Source organism: Vibrio sp. TRT 29B02 (genome assembly GCF_050113655.1).
Taxonomy (GTDB): Bacteria; Pseudomonadota; Gammaproteobacteria; order Enterobacterales; family Vibrionaceae; genus Vibrio.
Genome location: NZ_JBNJOJ010000009.1, coordinates 66934 through 84139, shown reverse-complemented (window position 1 = coordinate 84139; position 17206 = coordinate 66934). Strand labels below are relative to the sequence as shown.

The 17206-nt window shown below is 44.0% G+C and carries 15 protein-coding genes; 4 read left to right on the top strand and 11 right to left on the bottom strand.

The window, feature by feature from the left end; translation table 11 throughout:
* Window positions 1-93: 93 nt before the first annotated feature.
* The 5 genes from ACQEXT_RS07575 to ACQEXT_RS07555 all read right to left on the bottom strand — a co-directional run bounded on the left by ACQEXT_RS07575 (window position 94) and on the right by ACQEXT_RS07555 (window position 5361).
* Window positions 94-2127, bottom strand: coding sequence for a TonB-dependent hemoglobin/transferrin/lactoferrin family receptor (locus ACQEXT_RS07575; protein ID WP_426951334.1), 2034 nt, complete (start codon window positions 2125-2127; stop codon window positions 94-96).
* A gap of 502 nt (window positions 2128-2629) precedes the next feature.
* A complete protein-coding gene (locus tag ACQEXT_RS07570; RefSeq protein WP_138971486.1) occupies window positions 2630-2881 on the bottom strand; it encodes a hypothetical protein in 252 nt (83 codons plus the stop codon).
* Between the two features lie 5 nt (window positions 2882-2886).
* The gene (locus tag ACQEXT_RS07565) at window positions 2887-4599 is read right to left on the bottom strand and encodes an SgrR family transcriptional regulator (protein WP_426951332.1); all 1713 of its coding nucleotides are present in this window, start codon (window positions 4597-4599) and stop codon (window positions 2887-2889) included.
* A gap of 76 nt (window positions 4600-4675) precedes the next feature.
* A complete protein-coding gene (locus tag ACQEXT_RS07560) occupies window positions 4676-4909 on the bottom strand; it encodes a DUF3389 domain-containing protein (protein WP_138971484.1) in 234 nt (77 codons plus the stop codon).
* Entirely contained in the window at window positions 4906-5361 is a 456-nt protein-coding gene (locus ACQEXT_RS07555; protein WP_426951330.1) for a hotdog fold thioesterase, read from the bottom strand. The genes ACQEXT_RS07560 and ACQEXT_RS07555 overlap by 4 nt, the downstream gene beginning before the upstream one ends.
* 92 nt (window positions 5362-5453) lie before the next feature.
* Between ACQEXT_RS07555 and ACQEXT_RS07550 the strand changes: the two genes are divergently transcribed.
* The gene (locus tag ACQEXT_RS07550; RefSeq protein WP_426951329.1) at window positions 5454-6242 is read left to right on the top strand and encodes a M48 family metallopeptidase; all 789 of its coding nucleotides are present in this window, start codon (window positions 5454-5456) and stop codon (window positions 6240-6242) included.
* 32 nt (window positions 6243-6274) lie between these two features.
* On the opposite strand, the gene ACQEXT_RS07545 is transcribed toward ACQEXT_RS07550, so the two are convergent.
* Window positions 6275-7357 (bottom strand): site-2 protease family protein, encoded by a 1083-nt coding sequence (locus ACQEXT_RS07545; RefSeq protein WP_426951327.1) that lies wholly within the window; start codon window positions 7355-7357, stop codon window positions 6275-6277.
* Window positions 7358-7621: 264 nt separating this feature from the next.
* On the opposite strand from ACQEXT_RS07545, the gene ACQEXT_RS07540 reads away from it, so the two are divergent.
* Window positions 7622-8179, top strand: coding sequence for a PhnA domain-containing protein (locus ACQEXT_RS07540; RefSeq protein ID WP_138973568.1), 558 nt, complete (start codon window positions 7622-7624; stop codon window positions 8177-8179).
* 106 nt (window positions 8180-8285) lie between these two features.
* On the opposite strand, the gene ACQEXT_RS07535 is transcribed toward ACQEXT_RS07540, so the two are convergent.
* From ACQEXT_RS07535 to ACQEXT_RS07525, 3 genes are all read right to left on the bottom strand, one after another.
* Window positions 8286-8477, bottom strand: coding sequence for a hypothetical protein (locus ACQEXT_RS07535; RefSeq protein WP_269374786.1), 192 nt, complete (start codon window positions 8475-8477; stop codon window positions 8286-8288).
* A 286-nt stretch (window positions 8478-8763) separates the two neighbouring features.
* A complete protein-coding gene (locus ACQEXT_RS07530; RefSeq protein WP_426951326.1) occupies window positions 8764-9723 on the bottom strand; it encodes a TerC/Alx family metal homeostasis membrane protein in 960 nt (319 codons plus the stop codon).
* A 469-nt stretch (window positions 9724-10192) separates the two neighbouring features.
* Window positions 10193-11944 (bottom strand): bifunctional metallophosphatase/5'-nucleotidase, encoded by a 1752-nt coding sequence (locus tag ACQEXT_RS07525; protein ID WP_426951324.1) that lies wholly within the window; start codon window positions 11942-11944, stop codon window positions 10193-10195.
* A 229-nt stretch (window positions 11945-12173) separates the two neighbouring features.
* Here ACQEXT_RS07525 and ACQEXT_RS07520 point away from each other — a divergent pair, with 229 nt between their 5' ends.
* On the top strand, window positions 12174-13805 hold the full coding sequence (locus tag ACQEXT_RS07520; protein WP_331416604.1) for an ATP-dependent endonuclease: 1632 nt from the start codon (window positions 12174-12176) through the stop codon (window positions 13803-13805).
* 106 nt (window positions 13806-13911) lie between these two features.
* Here the strand turns inward: ACQEXT_RS07520 and ACQEXT_RS07515 are convergent, their stop codons facing one another.
* Both ACQEXT_RS07515 and ACQEXT_RS07510 read right to left on the bottom strand, forming a co-directional pair.
* A complete protein-coding gene (locus tag ACQEXT_RS07515; RefSeq protein ID WP_426951322.1) occupies window positions 13912-14397 on the bottom strand; it encodes a DUF1097 domain-containing protein in 486 nt (161 codons plus the stop codon).
* A 182-nt stretch (window positions 14398-14579) separates the two neighbouring features.
* The gene (locus ACQEXT_RS07510) at window positions 14580-15485 is read right to left on the bottom strand and encodes a LysR substrate-binding domain-containing protein (RefSeq protein WP_138971231.1); all 906 of its coding nucleotides are present in this window, start codon (window positions 15483-15485) and stop codon (window positions 14580-14582) included.
* Between the two features lie 253 nt (window positions 15486-15738).
* On the opposite strand from ACQEXT_RS07510, the gene focA reads away from it, so the two are divergent.
* Complete coding sequence (gene focA, locus ACQEXT_RS07505; RefSeq protein ID WP_426951321.1) at window positions 15739-17184, top strand: formate transporter FocA; 1446 nt, start codon at window positions 15739-15741, stop codon at window positions 17182-17184.
* Window positions 17185-17206 lie beyond the last annotated feature (22 nt).

Below are 17206 nucleotides of genomic sequence, written 5' to 3'. Positions count from 1 at the left end.
GATTGTCTGATACGTTAGCACGTTATGGCTCTAGTATGCGCATTTAGATTAAAAAAGCCACCTCAAGAGGTGGCTGGTATGTCATTCGTTTCACTAGAAATTGTATTGACCGGAAATTCGCAATGAACGACCTGGTTGATACACTTGTGTCCAAGCTTGTCGGTAGTTTTCATCTGTTGCATTAATCACAGCGAAATCAATCTTTAGTCCCGTAAGTCGCTCACTTGGCTCCCAAGACGCATAGAGGTCAACTAAGGTGTAATCTTGGTAAGGCCCTGTCGTATCGTCGTTAGGTAGGCGCTCTTGATCGGCGACCAAGGTGACTTTCGTGCCAAGTTTGGTGTCATAGTCCCACAGTCCGTATTCAGCACTCGCGACCCATTTATCTGCTGGCATCGAAGATAGCCACTCTTGAGTATCGCTGTCTTTACCACGAGTCTGTCCATAAGAAAGTCCCAATTCAAGATTTGATACGGCATAGCTGGCCATTAACTCAAAACCTTCAATACGAGCATTTTCGATGTTTTTCTGCGTACTTGTGCCACCACACGAAGTGCCTGACGCCATGATACATGAGATCATGCTCGCACGGTCAGGTACCGTTACATCAAGATTGATCAAATCTTCCACTTTGTTTCTAAATGCTGCCGCAGTAAATGACAGTTTGTCCTCAACAAAAACATTTTCAAAGTCGAACTGACCTTTAAGTTCAATGTTATGAGATTTTTCAGGATTTAGCTCAGGGTTAGGTACGAAGTCATTGGACGCTGGCCCCATAGAGAAGTGAGTACCAGTCATAAACAGTTCTGATGTATTCGCCGCTCGGAATGCTTCATCGTAACGTAACGACCATAGCATCCACTTCTGAGCTTGCCATGCCAATCCCACTGAAGGTGATAAAGAATCTTTGCTATTGTTGTCATAGCCCTTAGCTTCAGATTCAAAGCGGTCGTATCTCATACCCGCATCTAGCATAAGCGTCGGTAAAATATCGTAGTTAATATAGGCAAACGCACCAAGATTCGTTGTCTCAGCGTCCTGAGGAAGATCTGGTCGACCTGACACAGACGCAGCACGAGTTGCATCAAGCTGATCACGATAGGCGTCCAGACCAGTAAGGACTTTCCACTTCCCTAGCTCAGACTGGTTATTTAGGTTTAACCCTATTGTGTTAATCTCTGAAATATCCTCAGACGTGTAGCTCGGGTCACGCTCAGAGATCTTGGAACTGTTTTTATACAAAGACGATTCTAAGTTGATAAGTTCCGAGTCTGGGTTATAGGCGTATTTTAGTGCGATAGATGAATCTTTCACTTTTCGCGATATCAGCTTATCGGGATCATTAATCTGACCACTAGAATCGCCCACGACGGGTGGACGCCCATCGAGATCGGCGTATCTGAGGCTTACTCCCAATTTATGGGCTTGGTTTACTTGCCAGTTTAATTTCGCAAGACCAGTCAGATTTTCTGACTTGGTTCCATAAAGGGTGTCGCCGTTACCTTGCTGCATATCGCCAGAATCACTGTAACTGCCGGCTAGAATCCAGTCTACTTCATCTTGCTTTGCTGCAATTGCAGCAGAATTTGTCCATACATCGCCATTGTCTTGGTAACCGAGTTTTACTCGTCCACCAAGCCCCTGATCTTCAATCAAATCATCAGCAGTCAGCGTATTTTGAATGACAACACCGCCAATCGCGCCTGAACCATATAGTGAGCTTATCGGCCCCTTGACCACTTCTAAACTACCCAGTAGAGCAGGATCTAAAAAGTAGCTTGGACGATGTCCATATTGAATATTTTGTCGCGTTCCATCAATAACTTGTAGAACTTTATTACCACTTAAGCCGCGGATGTTGATGGACTGGTTCCCAGCCACATTCGCGCCTACGGCAGTTAAGTTAGGTTCATACTTAATGGTTTCGGCAACAGAATTGGCTTGCATTTCTTCAAGCTGTTGACCATCTATACGACTTAAAGAACGACTTTTATCTTGATTTGTTTTATCAGCTAAAGAAGCTGTGACAACTAATTCATCAAATGTGGTGGTGTCCTGAGCATGGACATTAGTTGCGCTGAGAGCAAGCACCACTGCTGATGCTATAAGGCTGAAGTTGGCTTTCATTATCCGTAATTTCTCATGTTAAGTTATAGTTCTCGCGCCCATTATACAAATACAAATGATAATTACTATCACTTTCATTAAATGAGTTTACTACCTAGTACGAGAAAGCTATGCGGATAACAAAATGGTTGATAGCGAAGCCAGAAACTAAAAAAGCCCCTATTAAGGAGCTTTTTGGAGTTTATTCAAAAAAGGAAAAGAAAATTGGTATGAATAAACCGATTATTTTGTGCTTGCCATCTCTTTCTTAACCATTACAGCTGCTGCAACGATGAAAGCGATGATGAGACCTAGCTCCATTGTAAACCCTTAATGTAAAGTTGGAAAAACCGAATCGAAACTGCGGCTATTCTAACACCTTTACAAAACAATGATACCTATTAACGAGATTTTTACGTTTTTTATCGACTCAGATCAAAAGTCGCACTCTCAAGCGTGTTTTAAACAATTATCGCTATTCATGATCGGAGAAAATGTCACAAAAGAATATTCTGACTATCGGTTACTTCATAGTGACTTTTCCGCCAATAATCTTGAATGCTGGCGTGCCTCGAACTAATGTATCCCTCGCGAATTCGATACCACAACTCGGACAAAAACAGGGTTTATCCGTGTGATCTTCAACTATTCGCTCTTTAAAACATTTAACTAAAGCCCCCTTGCCTCCTTTTCGGTATTTAAACAGGTGACACTTACATTTCGTACATAATACGTCTACGGTCTTAGAGGGCTGTTTTTTATTGGGTTTGGCCAAAATAACTACTCTTCTTTTTGTTCAAAAGTGAGATCCAAGGCTGGTTTTACCCATACTTTACTAAAGTCGAACCAGCCTAAAGCGTTACATTTAGCGTTTTGTAACGCCCCACACTGGTCTTTGCTAACTCCTAGCCAACAATGAAACATTGGGATAAGTTGCATCTTTTCAGCCAGAGATTTCCCAAGCTCTTTCGCTGGAAAACTAGCATTTTCTGTTGCTTGCCACTGTTTTACTACTTTTGTCCAATATTCGAAATCTTTACTCATGCTTAAGGCTTCGATATCACTGTAATTGAGCAACCAACCTGCTAGCGCGTCATCTCGATTGGTTGCAATTCCCATCGGTTTTATCCAAATATCCACTTCCGCGGTATCGTCAACTGTCAACTCATACTTAATCAGATTCACGCTCAATCCATCGTGCTTGAGTATCGCTTCAATACACTTCACTAACGTTGGAAACATTGGGTGTTGAGCGTGGTAAGCAATCGTAACCGTTCGGTAAGATGGTGGAGAGGTGTAACCCTGTTTTGTATGATGGTACCAGCCTGGCTTTAGCCCATGCGCAGGCAGAACACCTAGCTCAACGATTTTTTCCTGTGGTAGCTGCTGGAACAAGTTGAGTGTACTTAATCGATGGCTAAAATAACTCGCCCATTCATCACTCACCGCCAGCCCATTTTTACGATTGAGCAATAGCAGTGTGCATCCAGGATCAAGTTCTACTTCATCTCCATAGTTTGCAACGTCCGGCTTAATCGGCTTTGCTAGGCTTGGAAACACCATCGATGAATGCGCTTCGTCAATTACCCACACTTCCACTCTGTCAAGTAAAGGTCTAAAGCCGAAATAGCCATCAAATGCTTGCAATACCAATCGTTTATGATCATTTTGTACCACTTTATAAGGACCAGTTCCGATCGGAAACAGATCGAAATTGTCAGCCCTGCTCTCACTTGGTAGCATGATTTTCGCGCAGGACTCAGAGAGCAGTAGCGGCAGATGGAAATCGTTTTGTGTTAGGTGAATATCGATTATTTGCTGTGCTGGAGATTCTACTCGTGAAAAATGGGAATAAAGATTTTTACTTTTTAGAGACGAAAGACAATCAACAATGTTTTGCATGGTGAGTAGATCACCATTGTGAAAACGTACACTCGGTCGGATATAGAAACGCCAATGGGTTGGAGTGAGCATTTCCCATGTATGGGCAAGGTCGGGTTTTAGCTGCTCAGATTCATCGATCTGAGTCAAACCACTGAAGATTTGCTGAGTAATATGAAGTTCAGAACGTCGCATCGGTACGCTTGGGTTAAGCGTCGTCAATGGGCGGTAATAAGGGAGACGAACAACCTGTTGACCCTCTTGATGGACGATGCCGAGATAACTCTCCACCACTTGGGCCAGTTTAGCACTATCATGGTCTAGCACTTTTAGTGCTTGACCAATTTTCCCCTCTTCCAAGTACCGTCGAGCAAGATTCTCACTAACATCGGCGCGGCTGCGCTTGAATATCAGTTGCGAAAGTTTTCCTCTTCCAGGAGCTGGATGCCACTCTAACCAGCCTTCTTCTTCCATTTTGTTGAGAACGATACGGGCATTGCGTCGGGTGCAGAATAAGATCTCTGTGATTTCTTCGAGCTGTACACCACAGTCTTGACCTTTGTAATGTTCAAACAGGGTTTCAAATTGGACTCTTAGTCTTGGGCTGCTCATAAAGAGGAAAACTCGTTATTGTTAATCTAACAACGAGTTTCCCCATTTAGTAGCAATGGATCAAGCGATAAATCAATTATTGTATCTCACAGCCTATTTGCTGAGACAACTCGATTAATTGTTGTTCACTATCCAATTTAACCGACCACTTGGTCTCACTACCATTGGCTGAAATTACATTCGCACCTCTGCCAATTAAAGTTACAGCATCGTTCTGTGCTTGCAAGCTCACCATGTGTACCCCGTCGAGCCTAATGACCACTTCAAATGCCGTGGCGATGATCTTACCGCCACTAAACGGGATCATCATTTGCTGGCACCTTCAGTGTCAACCGATGTCTTACGCTTTGATTTTACGGCGATCGTCAGTCGGCTAGTACAGACCAGCCTTTCTCGTTCGTCGGTAATGTTAATCTGCCATACTTGAGTAGAAACGCCCAAATGAATGGGTTTCGCCGTTCCAATCACGTGCCCGCTTCGCATTGAACGTACATGGTTAGCATTGATATCTAAACCAACACAATAGCTTCCTTTTGGTACACAGAAATTTGCAGCAACGGACCCGAGCGTTTCCGCAAGAACAACCGATGCTCCTCCATGCAGCATGCCTAAAGGTTGATGAGTAAAGGAACATACCGGCATAGTCGCACTAATAAAATCATCACCAAAATCGGTATAAACGATATTGAGGTGCTCTATCAAAGTATTTTTTGATGTGTGGTTAAGAAGCTCTAAATTGATCGGCTGTTTCCAAATACTCATGATTAAATCTACTTTTAACTATGGTTAACAAGGATTGTACCCTAATGTTATGATTTACCAATTGTAATATTGCGTTTGAAATGGAGAATTCGATGAGAACGTGGTTAAAAATTTCAACGATTGCTGCGGCATTGACCGCGATTGCCTGTACTTCATCTCCTACAGGACGCAATCAGCTATTGCTGTTTTCCGATCAGGATATGAGCTCATTAGGGGCGCAATCATTTGAACAAATGAAACAACAGCAAACGGTGAGTAAAGATTCTAAGACCAACGCCTACGTTCAGTGTGTAACCAAGGCAATCACTCAGCATGTGCCAAAGCAACCGGGGTTTACTGATTGGGAAGTGGTGGTCTTTGATAGTGACCAAGTCAATGCCTTTGCTCTACCTGGGGGGAAAATAGGTGTTTACACTGGGTTACTAGATGTCGCAGTTAATCAGGATCAGTTGGCAACGGTTATCGGTCATGAAATTGCTCATGTATTGGCGGATCATAGCAATGAACGTCTATCTCAGTCCCAAATAGCCAATGCCGGCTTACAAATTACAAGCATCGCTCTTGGTTCATCAGATTACGCACAATATCGACAAGCAACAATGGCCGCGCTCGGACTAGGCGTTCAGTACGGGGTCTTGATGCCTTATGGTCGTACCCAAGAGTCCGAAGCAGATTTGGTTGGTTTAGAGTTGATGGCTAAATCTGGGTTTGATCCTAACCAGAGCATCGAACTATGGAAAAATATGGCCAAAGCATCAGGCGGGAGTCAACCACCAGAGCTTCTTTCTACTCACCCTTCACACAATACGCGTATTCAAGATTTGACAGCCAAGATCAACAGCTTGCCAAACTATTCAGTTGCTCGCGTCAACTGCTCATAACAATAAGGGAGCCATTGGCTCCCTTTTCTCTACTATGTACCAAGAATGAGTAGCGGAAGTTGAAGCAGTTGGTCACCCGTTGAAGCAAAGAACCAAATAATTCCAATCAAACTTGCCACTAAGCCGACATACCAAACTGCGGATACAATCTGGCCATAACGATCGAGCGGCAATAAGTGACTATGGTGACGACCACGCCACTCAAATACGATCTCTAACATACCCATGATGAGTAAAAAACCAAATAGCGTTAGGCCAAGTGAGTAACTTAGTACCACGCCACCAGCGGCAGCCGCGGTACATAAAACAATACCCGCAACGCTGTTCATCGAAAAGCTGATGCTTTTTAACACGTGCCCGCCATCGAGAGGCAAAATCGGCAACAAGTTAAATAGATTTAGGAATGCATTAAACACCGCTAGACCCGCAAAGAACATTTCGCCTGTGATCAAATAAATCACTAACAGTACGACAGACAAAATCAATCCAAACATAGGCCCCATTATCGAGATAACGACGTCCTGCCAACGGGTATTTATTTTCTCGTCACTCAGAGCCAATCCACCGAAAAATGGCACTAGGTAGATACCTTTGGTTTTCATACCGAAGTATTTCATCGCTTTAACATGCCCATACTCATGAAAAACCAGACAAGCAATCAAAGCGAGCGCAAATTGAAAAGAGAACAACCAGGAGTAAGCTGCAAGGCTAGCAGAGGCAAGAACAACTTTAATCAACTTGGCGCTCTTGATCGCTTTCATGCCTAGCGAGATTAATCCTATAAGGCTAAAACGCCTTTCTTGCGGCGGTGGCGTATACGGGACTTGTTGCTCGATGTCCTTGGTGTTCCGACTGCCCTTAGCGATAACTTCCCCATTTGCACTGGCTTGAAAGTCCAAAGTGAAAGGTTGCCACACCAAGGTCGCTTTTAATCGGCATTCAAGCGTTTGTTCACCATTCATTAGCGTGAACATATGCTCCGTATCCCTTCCACGTTCACAATCCGCATCGAGCTGAGAGACAAGCTGATTGTTCCAAAACAATTGTTGCCAGCCAGCCATAGAACCTTCAAGACGAAGGGGCTTGCCTAAGAAATCAATGGATAGTAATTCCAACTTCCGTGACCTATTAATTTGAAATAAAGACGCGCTTGATTATGCCTATTGAGACTAAAGAGGTAAAGAAAATGCTAACAATGTGACATTGTCACACAACGTAAGCTATTGACACGATGCATTTTGTTACTCGATTGATTACAAAAGTCAGTATTTGGCAATTTTACAGCGGGAAAACCTTTGCTATTCCCAATAGCCCTTTCATTTCGATGGATAAAGTGCATAATAGCCGCGTTATTAACACCTAATATATGTGAGTCCATTATGTCTTCTGAAGCTACTATGCTAGAACGCTGCCAATCTAAATGTGAACTATGTGCTGCTGATGCACCATTAACGGCATACGCTGTTCCACCGCACAGCCACGTGACAGTAGATTACGGCATCATGGTCTGTGACAAATGTCTGGGTGAAATCGATGAGCCAAAAGACATTAACCACTGGCGTTGTCTAAACGACAGCATGTGGAGCCAGGTACCGGCTGTTCAGGTAACGGCTTGGCGTCAACTAACTCGTTTGAACTCAGAAAGCTGGGCACAAGACGCGCTAGACATGATGTACATGGAAGAAGATCAAATGAACTGGGCAATGACAGGTATGTCGGCTGATGACAAACCTCTTGATTGCAACGGCGTTGAACTTAAAAAAGGTGACGACGTAACAGTTATCAAAGACCTGCCAGTTAAAGGCACTAACCAAGTCATCAAGCAAGGCACGGTTATCCGTGGCATTAGCATTGGCGATGATCCTAAGCTTGTTTCTGGTAAAGCGAACGGTGGTCAATCTATGTACGTTATCGCGGAATACTGCCGTAAGAAGTAATTCCCCCGAGTACGAAAAAAGCGTTCACATGAACGCTTTTTTTTATTTCTATGTACAGATAAAAAAAATGCCAGCAACATGGCTAGCATTTCTTCTAATATTTCTATTAGCGGTATAGACCGATATCTTTTTGCATATGACCAGACAAATCCGTCGCGTATTGCGCACTTGGTTCGCTGTTATCTGTAAATAGAATATCTAGTAGGTGTGCAATCAATCCTTTGAAAGAAACCGAGTAGGTTTTTTTATCCATAGAGATAGGTGCTTCGATAGTACCCATTTGCATTGCTTGTGCCATGATTGCCTCTCTATAAACTGCTTAATTCATTTTGTTGCGCTAATGATAGGCAATATTTTTTCGCGCAAAAAATGACAATTTTTGGATATTCACATTAGATTTTTTAATAAAACAACCCATTAACACCCTGCGTTTTATTTAATCCAGATTAAGTAAATAAAAATCCGTAAGTTGCTAATTTTGGTGAATACTTAGTCATTCGTGATGGTGCATCCCGTTTTGTTATCACAAATATTTTACAACATTTCGCATTTCAAAACGGGATGTTACTCGAAAGCTAATTAGTTTATTTATTGGTAGTCACAATGATTTGTTCTCGGTCATTTCTCTGTTTCATGATCGAAGCCACCACAGCTACCGTCATCGTAACCAACAATACGCACAACGAGACCGCTGTTGGTATTTCCCATGCCGAACCTACTAACATCATCTTAATGCCGATAAACACCATGATGAAGGACAGCGCAGGCTTGAGATAGATAAACTTATCCATCATGCCCTGCAATACAAAGTAAAGCGAGCGTAACCCAAGAAGTGCAAATACGTTTGCGGCCAGTACAAGGAAAGGCTCTTGCGTGACTGCGAAGATGGCTGGGATGGAATCAAGAGCAAACATAACATCCATAAAAGCGATAACCGCGATAACGATAAACATCGGTGTTGCAATGCGCTTACCTTGCTCTACAACAGTCAAAGCATTACCAGCAAACTGGTCACTGACTGGGACGAATTTGCGAATAATACGCTCTGGTAATGGGTTAATTTCCTCATCGCCTTTATCACGCGCCAATTGGATACCGGTCCAAATCAAGAATAGAGCAAATACATACAGTATCCAGTGATATTGAGCGAGCAGTTGAGCCCCTACTGCGATCATAATTGCACGTAAGATCAACGCCCCAATCACACCCCATAGAAGCGCACGTGGACGAAGATGCTCAGGAACCATGTATTGATGGAATATGATTGCAAACACAAACAAATTATCAACACTCAGAGACTTCTCTAACAAGTAACCGGTGATGAATGAGACGGTTGCTTTTTCCGGCGTATATAGACTGCTAGGCGCATAGAGATCCCAAAACAAGTAGATAGACGCAGCAAAAAGAAAAGCAAATGCAAACCAGAAGATGCTCCAGATTGCGGCTTTTTTGATGGTAATTTTCCCACCACGAGTTTGCCAGATATCAAGGGCAACCAGTGAAAGGGTCAGAATGCCGAAGCAGATGTAAGTAATAGGGGTCATATGTCCTCCAAATGCGGAGGGATCAACAGAGTCATGAAATGTAACGATCCCAACCGCAAGCAAACAATTCACCTAACTTTTTTATGTTAAGTGCCATTTGATTACGTTGGTCTCGTCGAAATAATCCCGATGGATTCCATCAGAATTACTTATACTTACCGGAAAGATAGAATCTAACGAGATGACGATAAGTAAACCAGAGGCGACTACTCCCCAAACAAGGCGGATTCTATGCCTCAATCAGGCATTCGTCCATAGCTAAATTCGAAAAGGAGCAAATTTATTTGCTCCTTTTGTTTGGTGCCTGCGGTGTTCGTTGTGACGGTTAAACGCCACCCACAGGAATAAAGTAAACTAATGCAGACCATACGCTAATCCAGCTAATGACCACTGCAACGTCTATCCAATCTTTACTCCACATAATACCCCCTTGAGTATTATTGATACATAGCATGAACCCAAGGAGTAACTAGCAACCTTTGTGCCATTGAATAGAACTGATATCGGGCTGTAGACGATTGAGCGTTTGCGGCTTATCTTCCAGCAGTCGGATGAAGCAGTCGGCCATGGAGACAGAGGTTATAACCCCTTCATCTTCCATATTCAAAATCGCGTCGTAACCTTCTTTACCTTTCATCGTATATGCCGATGAAGAACCGTGATATATGCGCTGGTGGTCAACTGGTTGCCAGTTGCCACTCGAATCCAAAATCATTAAATCCTGTATACGCTTACCGATTTCCGCCTCAGACAGATAAGTAAAGCGCAGATTATATGTGTAAGGAAATGAGCCATCCCCTGTCCCTTCAACACCATTGTTTAGCGCGTTATTAATTGCCCCTTCTAAAATGAGCGGCAAGTATTGACCTTTAATTTTGTAGATACCGATCGGTACGGCAAATGGCAGTAGCTTACCTGCCACATCCGCAACAGATACGTTTCCCGCATTAAGTGAATTCCTCACTCCTCCGGCATTATGGAGCGCAAAATCTACGTCGTACCCCATCCGGGTCATCTTGTAATGGAATGACTGTGCGACTAAAGGGGCGAGTTGACTTGGGCCTTGCTCATCTGGGACGCGGATGTGACGCAATTTTCTATCGGCTGTCGCAATGATCTTTCCTTGTAAAGCCACCACCTGATTACGATACTTCTCCTGCAACACCGTCTGGAGTGCAGGATCTTTTTTACACACAACAACATTTGGATGTACGTTAATAAACTCACGTGCTTGTTGATATGGTGTGTCGTCATGAGTTTCGCTCATGCTGGCATCAATAAACAGTCGTCGACCAAGCAGTAGCTCATTTTGACCGTTGAATGAGATCAGTTCACCATTGGCCGCAAACTCCAAGTCGCAATGACCAAGGCTCAAGGCATGATAGCCCGCTTGTACTACGTAGGTTTGATTGACTTTTACGCCATAATCATCGTCTTTGGTTAAGCCTAAATCACTGAAATCCCCCTGCAAGCGATGACTATGTCCGCCAACAATCACACTGATGCCATCGACATGGTTGGCGAGATCTAAATCGGCTTCGTATCCCATATGACTGAGCAAGATAATCTTGTTGATTCCTGCAAGGTGCATCTGGGCTACCGTATTTTTTGCCGTTTCAATCGCGTTAATAAAGGGCGTGTCCCAGTCTGGATTTGAGATGTCGGCCATCTTGTCGAGCGCTAAAGAAAAAATAGCAATCTTATCGTCACCAAACGGTTTCTCTATCCAACCAGCGCTATGAGTGACGGCGTTATAGCTCACCACCTTTGGATTGATTGACAGCCTATGTGCCTTATTGAGGGATTCGTTACTTAGATCCCAATTGCCAGCAAGCAGCGGGAAATTAATCTGAGTTGCAAACTGAGCGACGGGTTCATTACCCATGTCTAATTCATGATTGCCTAACGCCATCGCATCAATATCTAAGCCGTTTAGCATGGTGGCGTTTGCTTCTCCCTTAAACAAAGAGAAGTACAGGGTCCCTTGAAAGCAATCTCCCGCATGAAGAAAAACAAATTCTTGCTCTTGAGATTGTGCCTCTTCACGCAACTGTTTTACTCGCGTGGCGATACGAGCAAAGCCCCCGGCACTGACATAGGGCGCTAACGAGTGTCCATCGACATTGATAGATAACTGAAGAGATGTAGGTTCAAAATAGGAATGTGTATCATTGATGTGAGCTATCCGCAGCCGTGTTGTTTTATTTTTTTTATCTGTCATATCTTTTCTCTCTTTTCCGCTACATCCTACCTTATCCAACATGACAGATTCATTATATTTCACATTTATATTGAGAACGATATGTCATATACATCTGAATGTATGATGACGGTCATAGTTATAAAACGAGTTGAGATTGATGTCAGGTTAAGACTTTGTGAGCTAAATGTCTGCTATGTCAGCATTTTTCTATTATGCTTATCATAACAACAGTCATTGAGGTCACTCTATGAAGCTAGAGCGAATTGAGATTTCCGGGTTTCGTGGAATCAAACGTCTTTCAATCGCATTCGATGAGCTCACCACCCTAATTGGTGAAAATACTTGGGGTAAATCATCACTCCTAGACGCGCTTTCTGTTTCACTCCCACCAGAGGGCACACCGTATAGTTTCGAAATGACAGACTTCCACGTCGATTATTCCATCGCCCATCCCCAGACTCAGCACCTACAAATCGTACTAAGTTTGGTTTCTACTGATAAAAACGAAATTCACGCAGGTCGCTATCGAAAGATCAAACCCGTTTGGGTTGAAGACGAACAAGGGGTCCATCGTATTATCTATCGATTGAGTGCATCACGTGTGGCGTATGATATCGAGACTAAGTACAGTTTTCTCGATATCGAAGGAAACCCATTGCCGTTGCATCACTCCGAAAAGCTGGCACAAGAACTGATGAGTCTCCATCCTGTTATTCGACTCAAGGATTCACGTCGTTTTGAACGCCCTATTCACAACGGAAACAGTGTCAGTTCCCGTGTAGAGAAACGGATAGACAATACTTGCCGCCGTTTGATGGCGATTCCCGGCCACGTCAACAAAGGTGAAATGCGTAGTAGCCTGAATTCAATGAATGCCTTAGTCGAACACTACTTTTCTTTTAAATCCAATTCACGCAAGAATCCACGCAAACAGCGTGATGGTATTTTCTTTAATGCGCCTCAAGGTACCAAAAGTATTTCTCAGGTAGTTGAGGAAACAAAAGACAAACAAACTCGCTTGCTGTTTATGGGGCTGTTAAATGCCTATCTTCAAGCAAAAGGCCCAACAACACTAAGACGTTGCGCTCGCCCACTGTTGATCATTGAAGATCCAGAAGGCCGTTTGCACCCTACCCACCTCGCGCGCGCATGGGGTTTACTGCAACTTTTACCTATGCAAAAAATATTAACAACCAATAGTGGCGAGTTACTTGGTCAGGTTCCATTATCCAGTATTAGACGCTTAGTTAGACAGTCGGATCGTACTATTACCACTTACTTGTCTGAGCAAGGATTCGGCCGCGACGATTTGCGCCGCATAGGATTCCATATTCGTTTCCATCGCTCAGGTGCGCTGTTTGCTCGGTGTTGGCTATTGGTTGAGGGCGAGACTGAGGTATGGCTATTTAACGAATTGGCTAACCAGTGCGGCTACAACCTCGCCGCGGAAGGCGTGCAAATCATCGAGTTTGCTCAGTCAGGTCTAAAGTCGCTGATCAAAGTTGCCAAAGCATTTGGAATTGACTGGCATGTTGTAACAGATGGCGATGCCGCCGGTAAAAAGTACGCAGCCACCGTTAAAGCTCAGTTGGGTCATGACCAAGAGCGACACAGACTCACCGAACTACCGGATCGAGATATAGAGCACTTCTTGTATAACAATGGATTCGAGCCGTTTTTTAAAAATATGGTCAAGATTCCACTAGATCACCCTATTCCCGCGAAAAAAGTCGTCACACGAGTGCTGAAAAAATACGCCAAACCGGATCTCGCGCTCGCCATCGTTTCCCACTGCGAAACCAAAGGTAACGAATGCATTCCAATCTTATTGCGCTGGACATTGAAGCGTGTCGTCACAATGGCAAATGGCAACACATAAAAAAGCGGCATCTATAACTAGATGCCGCGTATCAAAAAATACTGATACAAATCAATCGGGGGTTCCTGAGCAGCTTCGGTATAGCAGTCAGGATGGTTATCTAAAGCTAAGAACGCGCTTGTAAGCGGTTATTAGCCTGAGATTGGTTCGACTTCTGATGAAGCCACATGCCGCTCGCTTTCATTAGGTAACCAAAAATGCCACCTAAAATCAGGGAAGGAATCACTAGCTTCCAGTTACCATCGGCTGCAAAGGTTGCGCATGAACCAATAAAGGTGCCAGGGATATAACCGAGCCAAGCTTGTTTCGCCTGCACACACATCAAAAATGCAACAAGGGCTGTAATCACGTAGCCAAGGATTTCCAGTGAAGCGAATTGAGATGCGTAAATGATCACCATTGCCCAAAAAACGCCACTCATATTAGTTATCAAACTAACTGATAACCCTTTTATTCCGTCGTTTGGCGACGCAAAATAGCTAGTACAGCCCAAGAAACCTGCCCATGAAAGCAGCCCTAGAGAGATAGCTACCCACCCCCAAAGTCCGGATAAAATGCCTGTTGTAAGTGAAATTGCGACTAGAGTGCTCATTACGCCTCGCTCGGTGTGTTTAACCACACATCAAAAGTTCAAGTAAGCATACTAGGCAATTTCACGCCAATAACACACAACGCAGATCACACAATCAATAATGCAATTGCATTAAAAATCATTAAACTTGTGACGTAATCGATATTTCAACAGTTTTAGTTAATAAGGTGCAGGATCGTTGGCTACAACACTGACGGTTTGCCTTTCATCATTCGTGCCCCTTCTCGCTTAATGCACTCGACAAGCGGGTTTTCAATCATGTCGGCTCGCCATATAAAAGAGAGAGTCCGCTCCATACTGAGTTCTGGGACATTCAGAGCGACAAGCTGACCACTTTCAATGAATCGCTCAACATCAAGATAGGGTAAACAAGTAAGATATTGACCGTTTTCAACCATACTGCGAAGCACTGGAACGTGTTCGTATTCACGCCATACATCGAGATCTTCAATCAAATGGTGTATCGAACTGTCAAAAATCATTCGTGTCCCGCTGCCGTGCTCTCGCAATACCCAACGAGCCTGCTCAAGCTGCGCCAAGCTCACTGTTTCATGGCGAGCGAAAGGATGATGAGCAGCAGCAACCACTGTGAGATGATCCCGGCACCAAACCTCCTGATGCAAGCGGTTGTCATCACAACGTCCTTCGATGATACCCAGGTCATATTTGTAGTCGAGTACACCCTCGATAACGCTGTCGGTACTTTTGACGTTAAGTGAAATACGCATTTCAGGAAAAGAGTTATCAATAATACTGATAAGGTCAGGCACCAAATGTTCTGCTGGTGTTTGGCTTGCGCCAAGCTTAACGTGGCCACTAAGCAAATGCTGTTCATAGAAGCCCATTTCAATCTGTTGAGCATCTTGCAAGAGGCGTTTTGCTTTGGGGCGAAGCCACATTCCCCAATGGGTCAGAGCCATCTGCTTTCCTTGGCGTTCAAAGAGCGGACGGCCGAGCATCTTCTCCAATTGAGCCAAAGACATGCTTGTCGCAGACTGAGTTAATGCGAGTTTATCAGCAGCCAAACTGACACTGCCGGTATCGGCAACTGAATCAAATACTGCAAGCTGTTTTAATGAATATCGCATAGCGATCCAATCCTTTGCTATTGATGGTGTTTTCTACACACATTACTACGTTCAAATGTCAGATTGACCCGACATATACGCAAACCGTTTCATTTTACGCTCCTGCCACGGCATATCAATATTTTTGATGTGGTTTTTAAAAATTATCAATTTTACCTCTAGTGCTCCTGACCCTAATCTGGTTGGGCAGTGGTGAGTTATTCGCTGCATACACACAGGAGGAGATTTATGCAGTACACGTTGAGGAGCGGTTATGTCATCAACTCAAGTCAATAATCAGTACTTTTCGCCCATCGAAATGATGGCCGAAGCTGAAAAATTTGCGTTAAGCAAAGCCAAAAAGAGCAGCGGCATGACGTTAAGCCTAGCGATTATGGCTGGCGCGTTTATCGGTCTGGCATTTCTGTTTTACATAACAGTCACAACAGGCAGTGCTGACAGTGGTTGGGGGTTAAGCCGATTAGCTGGAGGCTTGGCCTTCAGTATGGGGCTCATTCTCATCGTCATATGTGGTGGAGAACTGTTTACCAGTTCAGTGTTATCGAGCATCTCTTGGGCCAATAAACAGATTAGCTTTACCAAGATGATCTCTATCTGGGGCAAGGTCTACTTCGGTAACTTTATTGGTGCAATGCTGCTGTTGATCATCGTCAGTGCCGCTGGCATGTATCAATTGGATCAAGGTCAGTGGGGATTGAATGCGCTCAACATTGCTCAGCATAAACTACACCACACCACCATCCAGGCATTCGCATTAGGTGTGTTATGTAACTTATTGGTTTGTCTAGCAATATGGTTAACGTTTAGCAGTGCAAACGCAATGACAAAGGCAGCAATGACCATTATGCCTGTTGCCATGTTCGTCTCAAGCGGCTTCGAACACTGCGTAGCCAACATGTTTATGGTGCCATTGGGGATCGTTATCCAGAACTTTGCTCCCGATAGTTTTTGGCAACAAGTCGGCGTATCAGCGACACACTATGCAGACCTAAACGTTAAGCAATTTGTCTTCGCCAACCTGATTCCAGTGACACTTGGAAACATTGTTGGGGGAGCAGTTTTGGTGGGACTTGCGAACTGGGGAATTTATCGCAGACCACATCTAAAAGCAGCCAATGTATCGGCCATTACAACAACTCAGTTAAATACGGTTAAGGAACTAACTATGAACAACAACCTAACGGCTAAAGACATTATGAATAGCGCGCCGGTCGTACTACGCGCAGACATGCCAACTCCAACAGCGATCGACACTCTTTTAGACAACCATCTTGCCAGTGCACCCGTTTGTGATATCGAAGGTCGTTTAGTGGGTTTCTTCTCTGCACATGACGTGATGGTCGACCTATGGTGTCAGGATTACATTCCAACGAGCGATCAAAAAGTGGTTGATTTAATGTCACGCGAAGTTATCGCTATCGATAGCAAAGACAAACTGGTTGATATCGCTGAATTCCTTTGTATCGACAAAGAACAGCTATACCCAACAACGAGCATGGGGATGGCGACTCGCTTCACCACACTCTCTTTAGAAGAGCGTGCGAAGTCGATGAAAGTAAACCAACCGCATGTACTGCCTGTTCTTGAGCAAGGTAAATTGGTCGGTGTGGTCTCACGAGAAACTGTTCTTGCCGCACTGCGCCCTATTTACGGTGAACGAGTGAGCATCGTTGAACAACGCCATCTAGAAACAGCGTAAAAGACAGAATAACAACACGTTG